Here is a 17,085-nt window from a genome sequence, read left to right as displayed (position 1 = left end):
TTGAGGTTGATTAATTCATGGTTACTAGTATTAGAAAAACAGTTCGGGGAATAGTTTTTACAAATCGCCACCTAGCAAGACTTTACTATTTTTTGAGTTTTTCTCGTCCAGTTTTACCACAATGGGTTGGTGCTGATTACTACCGCGAAAAATCATCTTGGGGATTACAACCAGAGCGTTGTCCATGTGATCTTGAATTAGTTGAATACTTACAAAAGCATAATATCCAAGATCAAACTATCTTCCATTTTGGCACAGGCTCTCATCATATTCTAGGATTGGAAAATCAGAAATTTTCTCAACCAAATGAAATTATTGGGATTACTGCTTCTGCACCCGAACATCAAGAATATGTCCGATTATCTCTTAAAGATCGTCTACTGTCCAAGTATTATAAGGTTCTCTGTACAGATATATACACCTTGACAGATCGTTCTTTACCCATGCTCGATGTAATTTCTTTGTTTCATCTAGGCGAATTTTATATGCCTGAAGAAGCACCTTTTTTACATCATAATGAAGAATCTCTTCTAGCGATGTTTCTTAGTAAACTGAATCCCAATGGCAAAATTCTCTTCTATACAAAATCAATTGGTTGGGGTCATGCTAAACCAATGATTGAATCATTTGTAAAACAGGGGAAAATGCACAAGATTGAAGAGTATAAGAACTTATTGGTATATACCAAGGGTAGCTAAACTCACGGTAATAGAGATTAGTATCATGTTCATTTAATTAATGCAAGAGTCAGATCCTCGATTTCTCTAAGAAGTGGGGGATCTTGTTTTTCAGGGCTAGATAGGGCTATACTCAATAAAATTAACCTAAATTAATCTCAGGTGGGCGATGACTTCAGAAACATTCAATTCAGTACCAGTAACCGTTTTAACTGGCTACTTAGGCGCAGGTAAAACCACTCTATTAAATCATATTCTTACCTACGAACACGGTAAAAAAGTTGCCGTTATTGTCAACGAATTTGGCGAAGTAGGTATTGATAATCAATTGGTAATTGATGCAGATGAAGAAATATTTGAAATGAATAATGGCTGTATTTGTTGTACAGTTCGTGGTGATTTAATTCGCATCATTGGCAATTTAATGAAACGCCGAGATAAGTTTGATCATTTAGTCATTGAAACCACTGGATTAGCTGATCCTGCACCTGTAATTCAAACGTTTTTTGTAGATGAAGATCTACAAGATCAATTATCATTAGATGCAGTTGTCACAGTTGTTGATGCTAAACATATTTGGCAACATTGGGAAGCGGACGAAGCCCAAGAACAAATTGCTTTTGCTGACGTGATTTTATTGAACAAAACTGATTTGGTAACACCAGAAGTTTTAGATGAATTAGAAACCCGGATTCGGTCAATGAATGCAATGGCAAAAATTCACCGCACCCATAATTCCGAATTAGCAATGTCAGCTTTATTAGGAATTCAAGCATTTAATTTAGATCAGGCTTTAGAAATTGATCCTAATTTTTTAGGAGAAGATGCTCATGTCCATGATGAAAGCGTCTCTTCTGTAGCTATAGTCGCAGCAGGTTCTGTAAATGGTGAAAAAATCAATGCCTGGATGTCAGAATTACTCAGAACACAAGGAACAGATATCTTCAGAATGAAAGGGATTTTAAATATTGAAGATGAGGATACTCGTTTTGTTTTTCAAGGAGTACACATGATATTTGAAGGTAAAGCAGATAGACCTTGGAAAGTAAATGAAACTCGTAAAAATGAACTTGTATTTATTGGTAGAAATTTAGATGAAGCTAAATTAAAAGAAGACTTTTTCGCTTGTATGAGTTAAATAAACTAATTAGATCCCCGACTTCTTGAAGAAGTCGGGGATCTGGAAATCTGTAAATCTGTAAATGAAATATCAAAACTATGAACTTAACAACTAGCAAATCTCCAGAATTTACAAAACATTATTCCACAAAACTTGCAGATTATGTCACCGCTTTGGCTTGGTCTTCTCAAGGAGAAATACTAGCAGCTAGTTCGGCGGCTGGAGAAGTTATTTTATGGGAAAATGGCGAATTAACAACCTTACAAACTGCTACAGATAAAGCAGTAAATTGTCTGGCTTTTTCCCATGATGGCAAATATTTAGCCATTGGTGGACAAGATGGTAAAGTAAAAATTTGGTGTGAAAATCAATTAATTAGCACTTTAGAAAATGCGCCTGTTTGGGTTGATCAATTAGCATGGAGTCCTACTCATAATCAACTAGCTTTTAGTTTAGGGCGTTATGTGCAAATTTGGGATGCAGATACATTAGAAGTTATTGCTACTCTCAATTTTAATGATTCCTCAATTTTGGGAATTGATTGGCGCAAAGATGGCAAATATTTAGCTATTAACGGTTATAAAGGCGTAAAAACTTGGTCTACTCAAGATTGGGATGAAGAACCATTTATGCTTTCCATGTCTACCGTCAGTACAGCAATAGCTTGGTCTGGTGATGGTGAATATTTAGCATCTGGAAATATGGATCGGACTCTCACCGTTTTACAATGGGAAAACCCTGATCCTTGGGTCATGCGCGGCTTTCCAGGAAAAATTCGTCACTTAGCATGGTCAGAACTAAAAGCCCCTACAGGTGCGCCAATTTTGGCTGTTTCCAGTGTTGAAGGTATAGTATTATGGGAGAAGTCCCTAGATGAATCTATAGGTTGGGAAGCGCAAGTATTAACCAATCATGTAGATATTATTCAAGCAATATCTTATGCACCCCAAAGCTTGATTCTCGCTTCCGCTGGTGCTGACGGTTGGTTATGTTTATGGGATGAAAATCAAGAAGTATCACAGATTTTTACCGATACAGAAGCAGGTTTTTCTACCCTATCTTGGCATCCCCAAGGACAATTTTTAGCCGCAGGTGGTGAACAAGGTGAATTAATTATTTGGTCAACTTCTTTGGGGAATTAAAAATTAAAAATACCTTGAAATTTGCTAAGGTGTTAATTAAGGTTTAATATAATTTTCAACAGTAGGTGTAACTCAATTAAATGCACCAAAAGCAGCCTATCAAAAAAGTTAAAAATTATCTCAAAAAGTCCCTAGGGCTTATGGCTTTAAAGCTCGGTTAATGTCTTCATAGAGGAGTCGCCGAGAAGCCCACACTCACCTGTTCGCGCAAGCGTGCCGCAAGGCATAAGGGAGTGTGTGGAGTATGTCACTAAAAGGGGAATTATTTTTTATGAGTCGGTTTTAACCGACTTTTGCTTTTAGACAGGGAATTTATTCCCTGGATATATTTGATGTTTAATTTTGTTACGCTATCTTATGCTATTTATACAAGATTCTTTTATACTAAAAGCATAACTATTGAGTAAATCAGAGTACATTAACCATGCAAGCATCAGAAACTAAGCTGCAAGAGATTATTGAAGGTAATAAACAGTATGTTGTTCCCTTGTTTCAGAGAGCCTACAGTTGGAAAAAATCTCAGTGGGAATCTCTATGGAATGATATTTTAGAACTATATCATAGCGATAATCGTCGTCCTCATTTTATGGGTTCTATTGTCACTATGCCAACTTCTGCTATACCTGAAGGTGTAAGTAAATATTTATTAATTGATGGACAACAACGTTTAACTACTATTTTTATCCTGCTTTGTGCTTTGCGAGATAAAGCTAAAAATATTCATGATGAGTTAGCCGCAGAAATTCATAATACTATTATTGTTAATCCATATAAAAAAGGTTTAGACCATTATAAACTTCAACCTACCCAGGTAGATAGACAGTCTTTTCATAGTTTAATTAATGGTCAAGATTATGTAAATAATTCTGGTATTACTGAATGTTACTTATTTTTTGAAAAGAAGATTAGACAAAGTAATTTAGATTTTTCTGATCTCAAGAAAGTAATTTGTAGTTATTTATCTATTGTGAGCGTTGTTTTAAGTACAGAAGATAATCCTTATTTAGTCTTTGAAAGTCTCAATGCTAAAGGTGAACCTTTAACACAAGCAGATTTAATTCGTAATTATTTTTTCTTGAGAATTAATACCGAAAATCAAGACGATGCTTATAATAAATATTGGCTACCAATGCAACAAACTTTAGATGTTAATTTAACAGAATTTATCAGACATTATTTAACCAGAGATGGCGTAGAAATCAAGAAAGATGAAGTTTATTTTGAGATTAAAGAAAGAATGATCAAAAGAGATGCTATTGATTATTTAAAAGATTTATATGAATTTTCAGAATATTATGCAAAACTTTTAGATCCACTAAAAGAGAATAATTTAAAAATTCGTCGTTGTTTGGAAAGAATCAACCGTTTAGAAGTAGCTACTGTTTATCCTTTTTTACTTAATTGTTATCATGATTATGAAAAAAATAAACTTTCAGAAGCAGATTTTATTGCTGTTTTTCACATTTTAGAAAATTTCATTATTCGCCGATTTATTTGTAACGTCCAAACCAGGGGATTAAATAGGATATTTTCTGTACTGTATTCTCAAGTTAGCAAAGCAAGTAATTTAGCTCATGCTGATTTTGTGGAAAGATTAAAACTAGATTTACAAAATCGAGATTATCCCAAAGATACAGAATTTAAAGATAGATTATTGGATGTTAAACTATATGGTACTGGACGTACTTGTAAAGGTAAATTAATTTTAGAATCTATAGAAGAATCCTTCTATCATAAAGAACAAGTATCTTTTACTAATCTAACTATTGAACATATTATGCCACAAACTATAACTAAATGGTGGCAAGAACATTTAGGAGAAGAAGGCGATATCACTCATGATTTATTACTGCACTCGTTGGGTAATATAACTATTACAGCTTACAATGGTGAATTATATAATTTGGAATTTATCGAGAAAAAAGAAATATTGATCAATAGTCATTTGGAAATCAATAAATACTTTGAAAATCAAGAAACTTGGAAAAGAGAAGATATAGAAAAAAGGAGTTTATATTTAGCAGAAAAAGTTTTACAAATTTGGCCTTACTTTGGTAATGAAAATCTTATGAATTCTGCGAAAACTAAGGTAAGGGGTACAACTCCCAAACAACTAAAAATTTTTGGTAAGGAATATCCTGTCAAAAGTTGGCGGGATGTTTTAGAAAAAACTTTAAATGTGATCGCTGATTTAGATGCCGATAAATTTAAGGATGTTATGGAACAATTTCCCCGGTTCATTAGTAGAGATGAAAAAGATTTTCGGGATACGAGAAAATTAGAAAATGGGGTGTTTGTTAATGTCAACTTATCAGCTAGAGATATTAATGCTTTTTGTATAAAAGCTATCGAAACGGCAGAAATTTCTCTAGAAGATTGGCAAATAGAAACCACAAGTTAATTTATGTTAAGTATCATTTTCCAAAAGCCTTATTTTCCTCTTTTGCTCGTTAAATTAAATTAAGAAGTCGGAGATCTTTAGCCTGAATTGAATCACCCTAGAGAATTTGTGATAAGAATTTCCTGGTTCTTTCTTCCTTGGGATTAGTAAAAAAGGTGTCGGGGGTAGAGGATTCAACTAATAAACCGCTGTCCATTAGCACTACTCTATCAGCAACTTCTCGCGCAAATCCGACTTCATGGGTAACAACTACCATTGTCATTCCGTCATTAGCTAGGTTTCGCATTACGTCTAAAACTTCTCTCACCATTTCTGGATCTAATGCTGATGTCGGTTCATCAAATAACATGATTTTCGGTTGCATTGCTAATGCACGCGCTATGGCTACTCGTTGTTGTTGTCCACCAGATAATTGTCCTGGATATTTTTGTGCTTGTGCTAAAATTCCCACTCTTTCTAATAATTGCATTGCTAATTCTTCGGCTTTAACTTTGGATATTTTGCGGACATATATTGGTGCTAAGGTGATATTTTCTAAAACTGTTAAATGGGGAAATAAATTAAATTGCTGAAATACCATTCCCACTTCTCGACGAATTGTTTCAATATTTCTTAAATCATGACTGAGGGTAATCCCGTCAATGGTAATAGTTCCTTGTTGATATTCTTCTAAGGCGTTAAATGTTCTAATAAAGGTTGATTTTCCTGAACCGGATGGTCCCATTAAAACAACCACTTCTCCCCGTTCTACGGTTAAACTGACACCTTGGAGGGCATGAAATTTACCATACCATTTGTGAACATCTTCAGCAATAATTATCGGTTTTGATTCTGTCATATATTCCTTTTGTGTAGTTGAAGATTTAAATAGATATTTAGGAATGTTGGGTTTCCTTGCGTCAACCCAACCTACGGGTAGTTGGTGATAAAATCATTGTTTTTCATCCTGTTTATCTTTTCATCCTGGATATTATCTCGACTTCGCTCGATAACCACCTGATTCTGACAATTATTCCTTTTGTGTAGTTTAAGATTTTAGGAATGTTGGGTTTCCTTGTGTCAACCAAACCTACGGGTAATTGGTGATAAAATCATTGTTTTTCATCCTGTTTATCCTTTAATCCTGGATATCCTGATTCTGACAATTATTCCTTTTGTGTAGTTGAAAATTTTAGGAATGTTGGGTTTCCTTGCGTCAACCCAACCTACGATGTTAATTGTTTTTCTAGGTTTTTAGCAGCTAAGGACATTGAATAACAAAATACCCAATAAATCAACCCGATAAATAAATATACTTCTGCATATCTTCCTAAAAATTGCGGTTGTGCTAATATAGAGCGTGCCATTCCTGTTAATTCTACTAATCCTACTAATGATAAAAGAGAAGTATCTTTAAATAAACCAATAAATTGACCAACAATTGCGGGAATAACTGCGCGTAAGGCTTGGGGTAATATGACTAATATGAGTAATAAAGGTGTATTTAATCCTAGTGCTTTTCCTGCTTCTATTTGTCCTCTGGGAATTGCTTGTAGTCCTCCGCGCACATTTTCAGCCATGTATGCTGCACTAAATAATATTAGTCCCACAATACCTCTGAGTAAACGATCTAAACGTAAATCTGCTGGTAAGAATAAGGGTAACATAACTTGGGCTAAAAATAGAATCCCAATTAAGGGTAATCCTCTAACAATTTCAATATAAAGAATAGAAAACCACCGCACTACAGGTAAATTGCTGGTTCTTCCTAATGCGAGTAAAACTCCTATAGGAAAGGAAAGGAAAATACTAATTATTGCCATTAATAGGGTAAGTAATAACCCATTCCATAGGTTTGTAGATACAGTTTGTAATCCTAAACCACCACCAATTAACCAGATAATTATGAAAAATGATGATAACCAAATTAGTGAAAGCCAAGGTGTGATGATTTTAGTAAAATTTTGACCAATTATCAAACCTGCAAATATTGAACCTACTATTAATAATAACCATAAACGGCTTGTTAATGGTATGGGGAAAATAAACAGTGAAATCCCCATAATCACAACAGCAATCAAAGAATTGCGGTTTTTGATTATTGCTTTTTTGGTAAATGCACTCGCTGTAATTGCGGTTAAAGTTGTAGATATTCCCAAAACAACCCAAATCCGCCAATATAAACTTTGGGGAAATCTTCCTACTAAAAATAAGTGTAAATTAACTTGGATTACTTGCCATTGTGCCTTAGTAATTAACCAAATTGCAAATCCTTGAACTAACCAAAATAGAAAGATAAAACAAACAACAGTTAGTAAACTATTGTACCAATTATTAAAGAGATTTTTTCTTAACCAAGTCAGGGGGTAATTATTCATGAGTTCTTGTTTGATGTCTTGCTTGAATTCTGTCAGCGATTGCTTTTTTGCGTACATCTCTATCTGACAAATCTCCTGATCCTTCTAGTAAAAATTTGGGATAACCACCCATTCGTTCTAAAACTGTTTTAGCTGAAATTGGATAATTGTTAACAGGTGTTTCCAATGATGAGATAAATTGTAATACAAGTGGGATTTGTTGATCACTAAGATTAGCGATCGCTTGTAAGAGTTCTTGGTGTGGATTGGTGGAATACATGGTCATTAATTTGTGTTGTGATGATTACAATTTTAGCAAATGTATCGCTCTTTGGGAATTGGGGGGTAGGATAATCACACAATGATACTCAGGAAATTTAGTAGTTGTCATAAATGTGCAAATAGAATTATTAATAGTATAGTAAAATAAATACACTGAGATCAAGGATTAAATAATGCTTTCTGTTGAATGGGAATCAAGGCAATTATTAGAAGGAGTGAATCTTACTGAATTGTCAAAGTATCGACTTTCAGGTGTTTATATCATTTGGTATGAAGGAATAGAAGAAAGGGTAGTGCGTATAGGACAAGGTATAATTTTAGACCGATTGTCTGTACATCGGCATACTCAAGAGATTATGTCTTATAAAGAATTTGGTGAATTGTTTGTAACTTGGACTATTGTCGAACCGAAACTCCAAAATGGTATTGAAAATTATCTTGGATATACACTTAAACCTTTAGTTGCAGAAAGGTTTCCTGATGTAGTTCCTATTCCTGTTAATTTACCACTTTATTTAACGCATCTATCACAATAGCAGAGCAATCACACTTAAATCCTAATATTTGAAGTCCAAATTTCTATGTTAAAAAAACAAACAAGCTGGCGAAAATATGAAGAATATACAAGTAGTATTCTTAACGATGAAGTAGTTAAAAAATATTTAGAAAAACACCTGAGCTTAAAAGATTTTAAAATTCAACCTAAAGAAAAATTGCCTGGTAAATCTGGTACAAATTGGCAAGTAGACGCTTATGGTGATGACATCAATGAACAGCGTATTTTGGTTGAATGTAAACACTACAAACGCAAAAAATCTGAAAAAGGTGCAGCATTAGAACAAAATATAATAGCTGCATTTGCTTATATAATTAAAGATGTGGGAGCAAGTAGAGGAATAATCGTAACTACACAAGGATTACAAGAAGGGGCTAGTAAAGTAGCTAAGTATGAAGGTATAGAATTATTGCAATTAGACTATAATTCAACAGACAAAAACTTTGTTATTCGTTCTCCTGAAAATAATCAGGCTGTTGCTGTATTTACTGAAGAATTTGGTAGTATAAGTGCTGCTCAACTATATTCATCATATACTAAGCATCCTGTAGAATAAGCACTATAAAAGTTTATACAGTTCTGTTGTGTAGTTGGTTTAAACAATCTGTATAATAGCGAAATATCGGTTAATGCAATCTATGGGGCTGGAGGGATAAATGGTTGAATGGAGTATTAGAAGATACAAATTATCCGATTTTAATTTGGATAAATTTTACTCCGCTATTAATGCCTGGGCTAAACAACGTGGATGTGGGATTACTTATTTCCATGCTCCTCCAGCAAGTCTTCTGGCTTATACAGAAACTTTGGCAGCAGCTATCTCTGGAACTACATCTAAAAGATTAATACCAAAAGTAGAAGTAAACTTTTTTATTGCTTCTCCTGGTCAATTGGCGATATTGCAGACTTTTTCATCTTTCAGTATCTGCTATCAAGTTGATTCCATTTTGTATGCTGCAACAACAAATAATCTTCCGATAGAGTGTAGTGAATTGTTGAATAATTTTTTAGCACCTTGGGTATTAAGTCAATATGGAATAGTTATTGATCAACAATCTCTAGTATTGAATAGCAGCCGATGGATTTGCTTATCTGACCATGTTAGAAACTTGGAGAAAAAAACACATACTAGCGGTAAATATTCTGAGCCAGTAGATAAACAGAATATCCAAAATGTCAAGGTTTGTCTTGATTCAGATTTTGAAAGGATTCGGACAAGTGCTGAGACGATATTTGTACCTCTCAATGTCAAAATTACGGTCAGACGATCTCGTACAATTGAACATACATTAGATATTACTTTGCGTAATTTAAAAGGCGAAAATCTGAATTTAGGATTTAAGGATATTATTGGAGCTTCAATACTCACTGAAGTAGAAAGGCAAAGAGGGCGTAGTTATACAACAAGTGAAAAGTTAGAGTACGAAGTTGAGCTTAGTGGTGACAATGCTTGTGAATACAGCTTGATCTGGACAGATGTATGGTGTACAGGAACTATTAAATTTACTACAAATGCAATAACTCAAGTATTGCCCTTTCGCTTTCGAGAACGTTCAGAACTTGAAGTTATACTTTTGAAGACTTAGCATGATAATCCGCTTTTTCTTTTAGTGTAGCTGCTTGATTGGCAATTTTGGCTTTTCTTTCTGAGGAGAAATCTTTAGTAAGTTGGCTAAACTTCTGATGTTCTGTCATATTGAACCAGCCATTTTTGAGTCAATTCAGAATCGGAAGTAGCTACATCTGCGCTTAAACTCATCTTTCCTTAATTTGCACAGAACGATTAAACAAATTCATCGTGAAAGAAATTATCAAACTCAAAGTCAGATAGGTAATCATAATTAACAGCATTACCTCCACAGCTTTTCCAGTTTGGTTAAAAGTAGTAGAAGCAACAAAATAAATATCAGGATAACCGATAGCGATCGCTAAACTGGAATTTTTGGTTAAATTGAGATATTGACTAGTTAATGGGGGAATAATCACCCGCAAAGCTTGGGGAAAAATAACCAATCGCATTGCTAAACCTGGGTTTAACCCCAAGGATTTGGCTGCTTCTAGTTGTCCTGTCGGGACTGATTGAATTCCCCCGCGCACAATTTCCGCAATAAACGCACCTGTGTAAAAAGTTAACCCCAATAATAAACTAGAAAATTCTGGAGATAAGGTAAACCAAGGAAGTTGAATCCCGTTTTGGCTAAAGTTAACAAAACCCAATAGGGAAAGTTTATTTTCAGCTTTGGGAAAACTCAAGAAAACTGCAAAATACCAAAATAGCAATTGCAATAATAATGGAGTATTCCGAAAAACTTCTACATAAACCAGACTAATTTTCCTCACTAACCAATTATCTGATAATCGCGCAATTCCCGCAGTAATTCCCACAATTGTGGTGAGAAAAATTCCCATTATTGCTATTCTTAGAGAATTAACTAATCCTACTAATAAAGCATAATTATAAGCATCCGTTGGTTTGTAGTTAATGAGAGTTTCCCCAATATCAAAAGATGCTTGTTGTTTGAGAAAATTAAATCCAAATTGAATTCCTAATTGCTGTAAATTTCGTCTGACATTCCCCCACAAGATAATAACTATAGCCACTGCTAAAAATACAAAAATTAGCTGGATAGCATTTTGCCAAAAGCGATGATCACGCCATAAAGGAGGTTTTGAATTGGTCATTAGTTAGTTGTCAGTTGTCAGTTGTTAGTAGGGGCGAAGCATTTGGAAGATAAATTGTCGGTCATTGCCAAAAATAGTTCTCCAAATGCTTCGCCCGTACAGTTGTCAGTTGTCAGTTGTCAGTTATTAATAGTAATAAAGTTCTTTTGCTTCCTTAGCGGAAAGGTGGAGAATAAAGTAATCCTCCTTTTGTGGAAACTTGATTTTGTCCGCGCGGGAGATTTAGTTTTGTCTTTGTTCCTAAATTGCGATCATAAATTTCGCCATAATTACCAACGTGCTTGATAATTTTGGCAGCAAAATCCTTTGTTAAACCAATTCCTTCTCCGAGATTTCCTTCTGTTCCTAAAAAACGTTTAATATCGGGATCTTTACTATTAGCAAACTCGGCTAAATTTTGAGAATTAATGCCTAATTCTTCCGCTTTCACCAAAGCATAAACAGTCCATTTCACTATATCACTCCACTGACTGTCACCCTTAGCAACTGCTGGCGCTAGAGGTTCAGAAGAAAGAACATCATCTAAAATGATATTATCTTCTGGTTTAGGTAAGGTTGTCCGTCGAGAAACCAAAGCGGAACGGTCTGTAGTTACAGCATCACAACGTCCTTCAGCATAAGTACCAAAGGTAATATTCACATCTTCAAAAACAACGGGTTTATAAGTAATTCCCCGTTTCCGCATTTGGTCTGCTAAATTTTGTTCGGTAGTAGTTCCAGTTTGCACACAAATGGCTTTGTCTTTCAGGTCTTTGATAGATTTAATATTGCTATTTTTACGCACCATGACAGCTTGACCATCGTAAAATACCACAGGTGCGAAATCTAAACCTTGGGAAGTTGCACGGCTAAAAGTCCAGCTAGTATTGCGACTGAGAATATCTACTTCTCCAGTTTGTAAAGCGGTAAATCGTTCCTTCGCGTTGAGATTGCGATATTCTACCGCGTCTGGATTGTCAAATACTGCTGCTGCAACAGCCCGACAAATATCAACGTCAATGCCGCTATATTTGCCGTCAGTGCCGACAAAACTAAATCCTGGTAGTTCACCGCTAACGCCACAAATAAGCTGTCCACGGCTTTTAATGCGATTCCAGAGAACGCGAGTAACTTGTCCTTGGGGAGTGCTAACGGGATTTTTTGTATTATTTTGTGGTTGATCATTACAGCCACTCAGAATTAGGATTAAAGGGGCGATCGCTAAAGGCATCCCTATCCCCTGTAAAATGACAGATAATCTCCTAAATTTCATCATCGTTTTTTCCCAAGAATCTTCTTTGGATGTTTCTACATAATTGAAACATTTATTGATACTCGTGGCAAATATATCCTCTGAGGAGTATAACTAACGGCACTCCAGCTATTAAACTGGATTTCTGTAGATGAGATTTAATTACAAGAAAACCTCTTAATTAAGAATATGCTAAATTTTCTCAACTCTCTTCTCGGTCGCCACCCAGAGCGAATCAAAGCTAATGTTGAAATTTATACTTGGCAAACTTGCCCCTACTGCATCCGCGCTAAAATGCTACTATCATGGAAAGGTGTTAATTTCACCGAATACAAAATTGATGGCGACGAAACAGCCAGATCAAATATGGCAGAACGCGCCGACGGTCGCCGTAGCGTCCCCCAAATTTTTATTAATAATCAACATATTGGTGGTTGTGATGACCTGTATCAATTAGATGCAAAAGCTCAACTTGACCCTCTGTTATTTGAGGTTGCGGGTAATGGGTAATTGGTAATTGGTAATTGGTAATTGGTAATGGGTGATTGGTGATTGGTGATTGGTGATTGGGTAATTTTCTTCTTTCTTCTTTCTTCTTTCTTCTTTCTTCTCCTGACTCCTGAACTCCTGACTCCTGACTCCTGACTCGGTGACTCCTTCTACTGAACTCCTGACTCGGTGACTCCTGAACTCCTGACTCCTGACTCCTGACTCCTGACTCCTGACTCCTGACTCGGTGACTCCTTCTTCCCCCAATGCTTGAACACCCAGAATATTTACAACATCGAAAATGGATGAATCACGCCCTGGAATTGGCACGGGTGGCGGGTGATGCTGGTGAAGTTCCTGTGGGGGCTGTGATTGTTGACACAGATAATCAATTGGTTGCTGTGGGTGAAAATCGCAAAGAACGGGATCAAGATCCGACTGCACACGCAGAAATTATGGCGATTCGGGCTGCTAGTCAAGTTTTACAAAGTTGGCGCTTGCATCAATGCACTTTATATGTCACTCTAGAACCCTGTCCGATGTGTGCCGGTGCGATAGTTCATGCCCGATTGGGAAAATTGATCTATGGCGTGGACGATACCAAAACTGGCGCGATTCGTACTGTTATCAACATCCCTGACCATCCAGCCTCTAATCACCGTCTGAAAGTGCTAGGAGGTATTCTAGAATCAGACTGTCGAGAACAATTACAAAATTGGTTTGCTACCCAACGTCAACAAAAATAACAGACACAGATAAAACTGTCCAAAGGGGAAAACACAAGTTACCCAAGAAAATCTACGGTGGACATAATCAAGTTGGTGTCATCTTTTATTAGCCAAAAAATCAGCCACCGTTATGATCAAATCATACTTTGCTTCTACCAACCGCCATTCTCAAACTAAAAATACGCCTGTAAATCCTCACCTCGACTCCGCTCGGCGACCTTCGGTGCTTCAGAATACCTCGCGGGTTTCGCCTTGGTTAATCCGTGTTGCTTATCTTCTAGGACACTACATGATTTTGCCATCTTTCTTTGGGCATATTAAGGTGACTGGAAGAGAAAATATTCCTAAAAGTGGACCGGTAATTCTGGCACCTACCCATCGTTCCCGGTGGGATTCCTTGGTTTTGCCCTATGCTACTGGTCGTTGTGTGACGGGTAGAGATATGCGATTTATGGTAACGAGTAATGAATGTCAGGGGTTGCAAGGTTGGTTTGTGCTGCGAATGGGGGGTTTTTCTGTAAATATTGAACGTCCGGCGATCGCAACTCTCCGGCATACAGTAGAGTTAATGCAGCAGGGGGAAATGTTAGTTATTTATCCCGAAGGTGGTATTCATCGTGATGGTCAACTTCACCCCCTGAAGCCGGGAATCGCTCGTTTAGCTGTGACGGCTGAATCTACCTATCCAGGATTAGATATTAAAGTTATTCCTGTCGGTATCCATTACAGTGAACCCTATCCTCATTGGGGTACTGATGTGAGTATTCATATTGGTGAACCTATCAAAGCCGCAGATTATATGAATGGAAATTTAAAACTAGAAGCCAAAAGGCTGACGGCAGATTTAACCCATAAATTAAAACAATTAAGTCATCAAGAAGTAGAAATTAGCGATCGCATTTTTGCAAAAATTCATAATTAAAATCAGGTAGGGGCGCAGGGCTTGCGCCCATTCATAAGTTACAATCAGCAAAATTCCTCCCCTAGTTCCCATTACTTACAGGTATTTAACAAATATAATCCGATTTCAGAGGATGTTTTAAAAGTCCCTCATGGTGTATCAAATATTTTTTGATCCCCCTAAATCCCCCTTATTAAGGGGGACTTTGATTCTAGTTACCCCCTTAATAAGGGGGGTTAGGGGGGATCTGTAAGTGCCTAAAATCACAACCTAAAACTTTTCAAACAACCTCTCAGGAATTTTTTTCAGTTAATATGTAAAAGCTAAAACCTGTAGCCAAAATATTTGGTAGCCATATTACATAACTGTAGATATTTCCTGAAATAATTAAAGCATTAATAACCGCCTCAAATATTTTCATTAACCCCAGAATTACTAAAGTAACTGTAAAACTATTATATTTAATCCTTGGTTGCAAATTAATTCCTATAGCTGTACCCAAGAAAGCCAATACAGCGCAGGAAATAGGTAGGGTAAATCTTTTTTGAAGATTAACTTGTAATTTGATTAGATTCGAGATATCTCCTGCTTTTTTTGCAACTAACAATCGTTGATAAATTTGAAATATATTCATTTCTCTATGATCTAATTTTTCCCTATCTAGTTGAAATTGCCGAGATATACTAGAAAGATTAAGGCGAATTTCATCAAATTTAATTCCCTGACCATAAGAACCATCTGGATTAATTATACTCTTGACACCATTATAAAAAAACCAATATTTGTTTCCTTCATTCCATTCAGCAAATTTAGATTTTATAATTACCTTCAAACCCCGATTATCTCTAATTAATAAGGTAACTTCTTGCATTTTTCCATCACTAAATCTCTCTGAGTAAAAGAAGTATTTAAGATAATTATCTTTATCAGATATTTGTTCATAATTTCTGTTGGCTAATTCTTTATAAACAATGTGATGACTTTTAAGATCCCATCTATTTACATTCATCACTTCTTCTAGGGTAATAGCAGCTTTATAGTTAGAGATAGGGACAATACTCTCATTAACAATAAATAGGATTAATGAAAGAATAAGACTTAGATGAATCGCTGGACAGATTAATTTATACAAGCTTATTCCACAACTTTGTAAAGCAATAATTTCACTGGTAATTGATAATTTATTATAAACGAATATTGTGGTCATTAAAATAGCAATTGGTACAGCCAAAACAATAAACTCAGGTACTTTAAGAATGTGTAAATATATTAAAGTACCAAAAGATATTTGTTCCGTCAGGAGAAAACTAAATTGCTCGAATGATATACCAATTGATTCCGCAACAACAGTAACAATAACAATGGTAAATAGTAAAATCGGGGTAATTTCCGAGATTAAATAGCGCTCTAGTAATGATATGCGAGGAAAAATATTTATTTTTTTCATTTATCATTTTGCTGGTTATGTAGTTGCAGCAGTTGACGATATTTTGATATACAGATATTAGTGATAAAAATTTTGTGGTGCGCTTATTAATCTTATTTTTGTTTTTCGTAAACTTGGTTGAAGTTATTTTTGGAAATGTTGGGTTTCGCTGTCGCTCTACCCAACCTACTACTACTCTAAATATTGCATAAGAGTAATTCATAAATTACCCCTACTTTTGTTTTTACGTAAGTCCTATTTATGTTTCACTTTACCTACGGATAAAATCACGTGCTTGACTATTTGCTGCTCGTACTTCAGCTTGACAGGTAGTATTTCTTTGACTGAGACCAAATCTTTCTACACACTGTTCTACTCCCTCATTAGTGTACCTGCCGATATCTCCAGTAGTTGTACTTTCAGTAACTGTATAACTTGTTCCCAGTGAGGGAACACTAACAGTTAAAGTTCGAGGCTTCTCTGGTGGAGGGGGATTTTGACCGGGATCTTGAGAGGTAGTTTGAGAGGTAGTACTAGGAGTATTACTTGATGTACCTCCACCACAGGAGGTAATCATTAAACCAATCAGTAGAAATCCGAAAAGCCTATGAGTTGAAAAAATTCTTAACATAAAGTAGTTTTACATAGATTTACTTATCCCACTCTAAATCTAAAAATCTCAACTCCTGTCTAAGTAATGATTGTCTTGTGACTGTTTTATGATTAACTTGGAGGTCGTTGAAAAAGTTTTTTATTGTAATATTAGACACTTGTTAATTATTCAATCTGCTTCTTTCAAAGGGATTTTAGAGGCATATAAGATTTGTTGATACATGATGAGAGACTTTTTATGAGAGAATAAATACTGTCAGTAATAATATGTTTTTAGGTGATGAGAAGCCCTAATAATGATCAAAAAAAGAAAAGAATTACCGTGACAGCCTCTTGTCAATGTATAAAGAAGGCCGAAATGGCTTTAATTAGACTAGGATTTGAATCAAAATCCAATTTTGCTAAACATCATTTATCTAGAACAACAGTTACCAAATTTTTTCAGGCTCAACCAATTTCAGTTGACTCCCTGAAAAGGATATGCAGAGAGTTAGAATTGAAT

General features: G+C 35.5%; 19 protein-coding genes. 10 read left to right on the top strand and 9 right to left on the bottom strand.

Annotated elements, in window-relative coordinates:
- The first annotated feature begins 17 nt into the window (after positions 1-17).
- From ANA_RS08390 to ANA_RS08375, 4 genes are all read left to right on the top strand, one after another.
- Positions 18-698, top strand: coding sequence for a hypothetical protein (locus ANA_RS08390; RefSeq protein ID WP_015079632.1), 681 nt, complete (start codon positions 18-20; stop codon positions 696-698).
- A gap of 148 nt (positions 699-846) precedes the next feature.
- A complete protein-coding gene (locus ANA_RS08385; RefSeq protein WP_015079631.1) occupies positions 847-1,815 on the top strand; it encodes a CobW family GTP-binding protein in 969 nt (322 codons plus the stop codon).
- Between the two features lie 80 nt (positions 1,816-1,895).
- Complete coding sequence (locus ANA_RS08380) at positions 1,896-2,939, top strand: WD40 repeat domain-containing protein (RefSeq protein ID WP_015079630.1); 1,044 nt, start codon at positions 1,896-1,898, stop codon at positions 2,937-2,939.
- Between the two features lie 424 nt (positions 2,940-3,363).
- Positions 3,364-5,340: a DUF262 domain-containing protein gene (locus ANA_RS08375; RefSeq protein ID WP_015079629.1), complete on the top strand. Its 1,977-nt coding sequence runs from the start codon at positions 3,364-3,366 to the stop codon at positions 5,338-5,340.
- A gap of 97 nt (positions 5,341-5,437) precedes the next feature.
- Here the strand turns inward: ANA_RS08375 and ANA_RS08370 are convergent, their stop codons facing one another.
- The 3 genes from ANA_RS08370 to ANA_RS08360 form a co-directional block, all read right to left on the bottom strand.
- Entirely contained in the window at positions 5,438-6,178 is a 741-nt protein-coding gene (locus tag ANA_RS08370; RefSeq protein ID WP_015079628.1) for an amino acid ABC transporter ATP-binding protein, read from the bottom strand.
- A gap of 367 nt (positions 6,179-6,545) precedes the next feature.
- Positions 6,546-7,697, bottom strand: coding sequence for an amino acid ABC transporter permease (locus ANA_RS08365; RefSeq protein ID WP_015079627.1), 1,152 nt, complete (start codon positions 7,695-7,697; stop codon positions 6,546-6,548).
- Positions 7,690-7,956, bottom strand: a complete 267-nt coding sequence (locus tag ANA_RS08360) for a hypothetical protein (RefSeq protein WP_148279037.1) — start codon at positions 7,954-7,956, stop codon at positions 7,690-7,692. Before ANA_RS08360 ends, ANA_RS08365 begins: the two co-directional genes overlap by 8 nt.
- 175 nt (positions 7,957-8,131) lie before the next feature.
- Between ANA_RS08360 and ANA_RS08355 the strand changes: the two genes are divergently transcribed.
- The 3 genes from ANA_RS08355 (at position 8,132) to ANA_RS08345 (ending at position 10,100) form a co-directional block, all read left to right on the top strand.
- Complete coding sequence (locus tag ANA_RS08355; RefSeq protein ID WP_015079625.1) at positions 8,132-8,494, top strand: hypothetical protein; 363 nt, start codon at positions 8,132-8,134, stop codon at positions 8,492-8,494.
- A 45-nt stretch (positions 8,495-8,539) separates the two neighbouring features.
- Positions 8,540-9,070: a restriction endonuclease gene (locus ANA_RS08350; RefSeq protein ID WP_015079624.1), complete on the top strand. Its 531-nt coding sequence runs from the start codon at positions 8,540-8,542 to the stop codon at positions 9,068-9,070.
- Between the two features lie 100 nt (positions 9,071-9,170).
- Entirely contained in the window at positions 9,171-10,100 is a 930-nt protein-coding gene (locus tag ANA_RS08345; RefSeq protein WP_015079623.1) for a hypothetical protein, read from the top strand.
- Here ANA_RS08345 and ANA_RS28145 read toward each other — a convergent pair.
- From ANA_RS28145 to ANA_RS08335, 3 genes are all read right to left on the bottom strand, one after another.
- The gene (locus ANA_RS28145) at positions 10,081-10,209 is read right to left on the bottom strand and encodes a hypothetical protein (protein WP_256380198.1); all 129 of its coding nucleotides are present in this window, start codon (positions 10,207-10,209) and stop codon (positions 10,081-10,083) included. The two genes, ANA_RS08345 and ANA_RS28145, sit on opposite strands and share 20 nt — an antisense overlap.
- A gap of 60 nt (positions 10,210-10,269) precedes the next feature.
- Entirely contained in the window at positions 10,270-11,196 is a 927-nt protein-coding gene (locus tag ANA_RS08340; protein ID WP_015079622.1) for an amino acid ABC transporter permease, read from the bottom strand.
- Between the two features lie 154 nt (positions 11,197-11,350).
- Positions 11,351-12,451 (bottom strand): amino acid ABC transporter substrate-binding protein, encoded by a 1,101-nt coding sequence (locus ANA_RS08335; RefSeq protein WP_015079621.1) that lies wholly within the window; start codon positions 12,449-12,451, stop codon positions 11,351-11,353.
- 165 nt (positions 12,452-12,616) lie between these two features.
- Between ANA_RS08335 and grxC the strand changes: the two genes are divergently transcribed.
- Positions 12,617-12,937, top strand: coding sequence for a glutaredoxin 3 (gene grxC / locus ANA_RS08330; RefSeq protein WP_015079620.1), 321 nt, complete (start codon positions 12,617-12,619; stop codon positions 12,935-12,937).
- On the opposite strand, the gene ANA_RS24340 is transcribed toward grxC, so the two are convergent.
- Positions 12,911-13,183, bottom strand: a complete 273-nt coding sequence (locus ANA_RS24340) for a hypothetical protein (RefSeq protein WP_083881446.1) — start codon at positions 13,181-13,183, stop codon at positions 12,911-12,913. The genes grxC and ANA_RS24340 overlap by 27 nt on opposite strands.
- 38 nt (positions 13,184-13,221) lie before the next feature.
- On the opposite strand from ANA_RS24340, the gene tadA reads away from it, so the two are divergent.
- Positions 13,222-13,662 carry a tRNA adenosine(34) deaminase TadA gene (gene tadA / locus ANA_RS08325; protein ID WP_041458316.1) on the top strand — a complete coding sequence of 147 codons (441 nt, stop codon included), beginning with the start codon at positions 13,222-13,224 and terminating at the stop codon, positions 13,660-13,662.
- Positions 13,663-13,774: 112 nt separating this feature from the next.
- On the top strand, positions 13,775-14,566 hold the full coding sequence (locus ANA_RS08320; RefSeq protein ID WP_015079618.1) for a lysophospholipid acyltransferase family protein: 792 nt from the start codon (positions 13,775-13,777) through the stop codon (positions 14,564-14,566).
- Between the two features lie 271 nt (positions 14,567-14,837).
- On the opposite strand, the gene ANA_RS08315 is transcribed toward ANA_RS08320, so the two are convergent.
- Complete coding sequence (locus tag ANA_RS08315; RefSeq protein WP_015079617.1) at positions 14,838-15,992, bottom strand: LptF/LptG family permease; 1,155 nt, start codon at positions 15,990-15,992, stop codon at positions 14,838-14,840.
- Positions 15,993-16,242: 250 nt separating this feature from the next.
- Positions 16,243-16,602, bottom strand: a complete 360-nt coding sequence (locus ANA_RS08310; protein WP_015079616.1) for a hypothetical protein — start codon at positions 16,600-16,602, stop codon at positions 16,243-16,245.
- Between the last annotated feature and the right edge of the window lie 483 nt (positions 16,603-17,085).

Origin of the sequence: Anabaena sp. 90, from assembly GCF_000312705.1 — a bacterium.
Taxonomy (GTDB): domain Bacteria; phylum Cyanobacteriota; class Cyanobacteriia; order Cyanobacteriales; family Nostocaceae; genus Dolichospermum; species Dolichospermum lemmermannii.
This window is presented reverse-complemented; position numbering and strand designations above follow the sequence as displayed.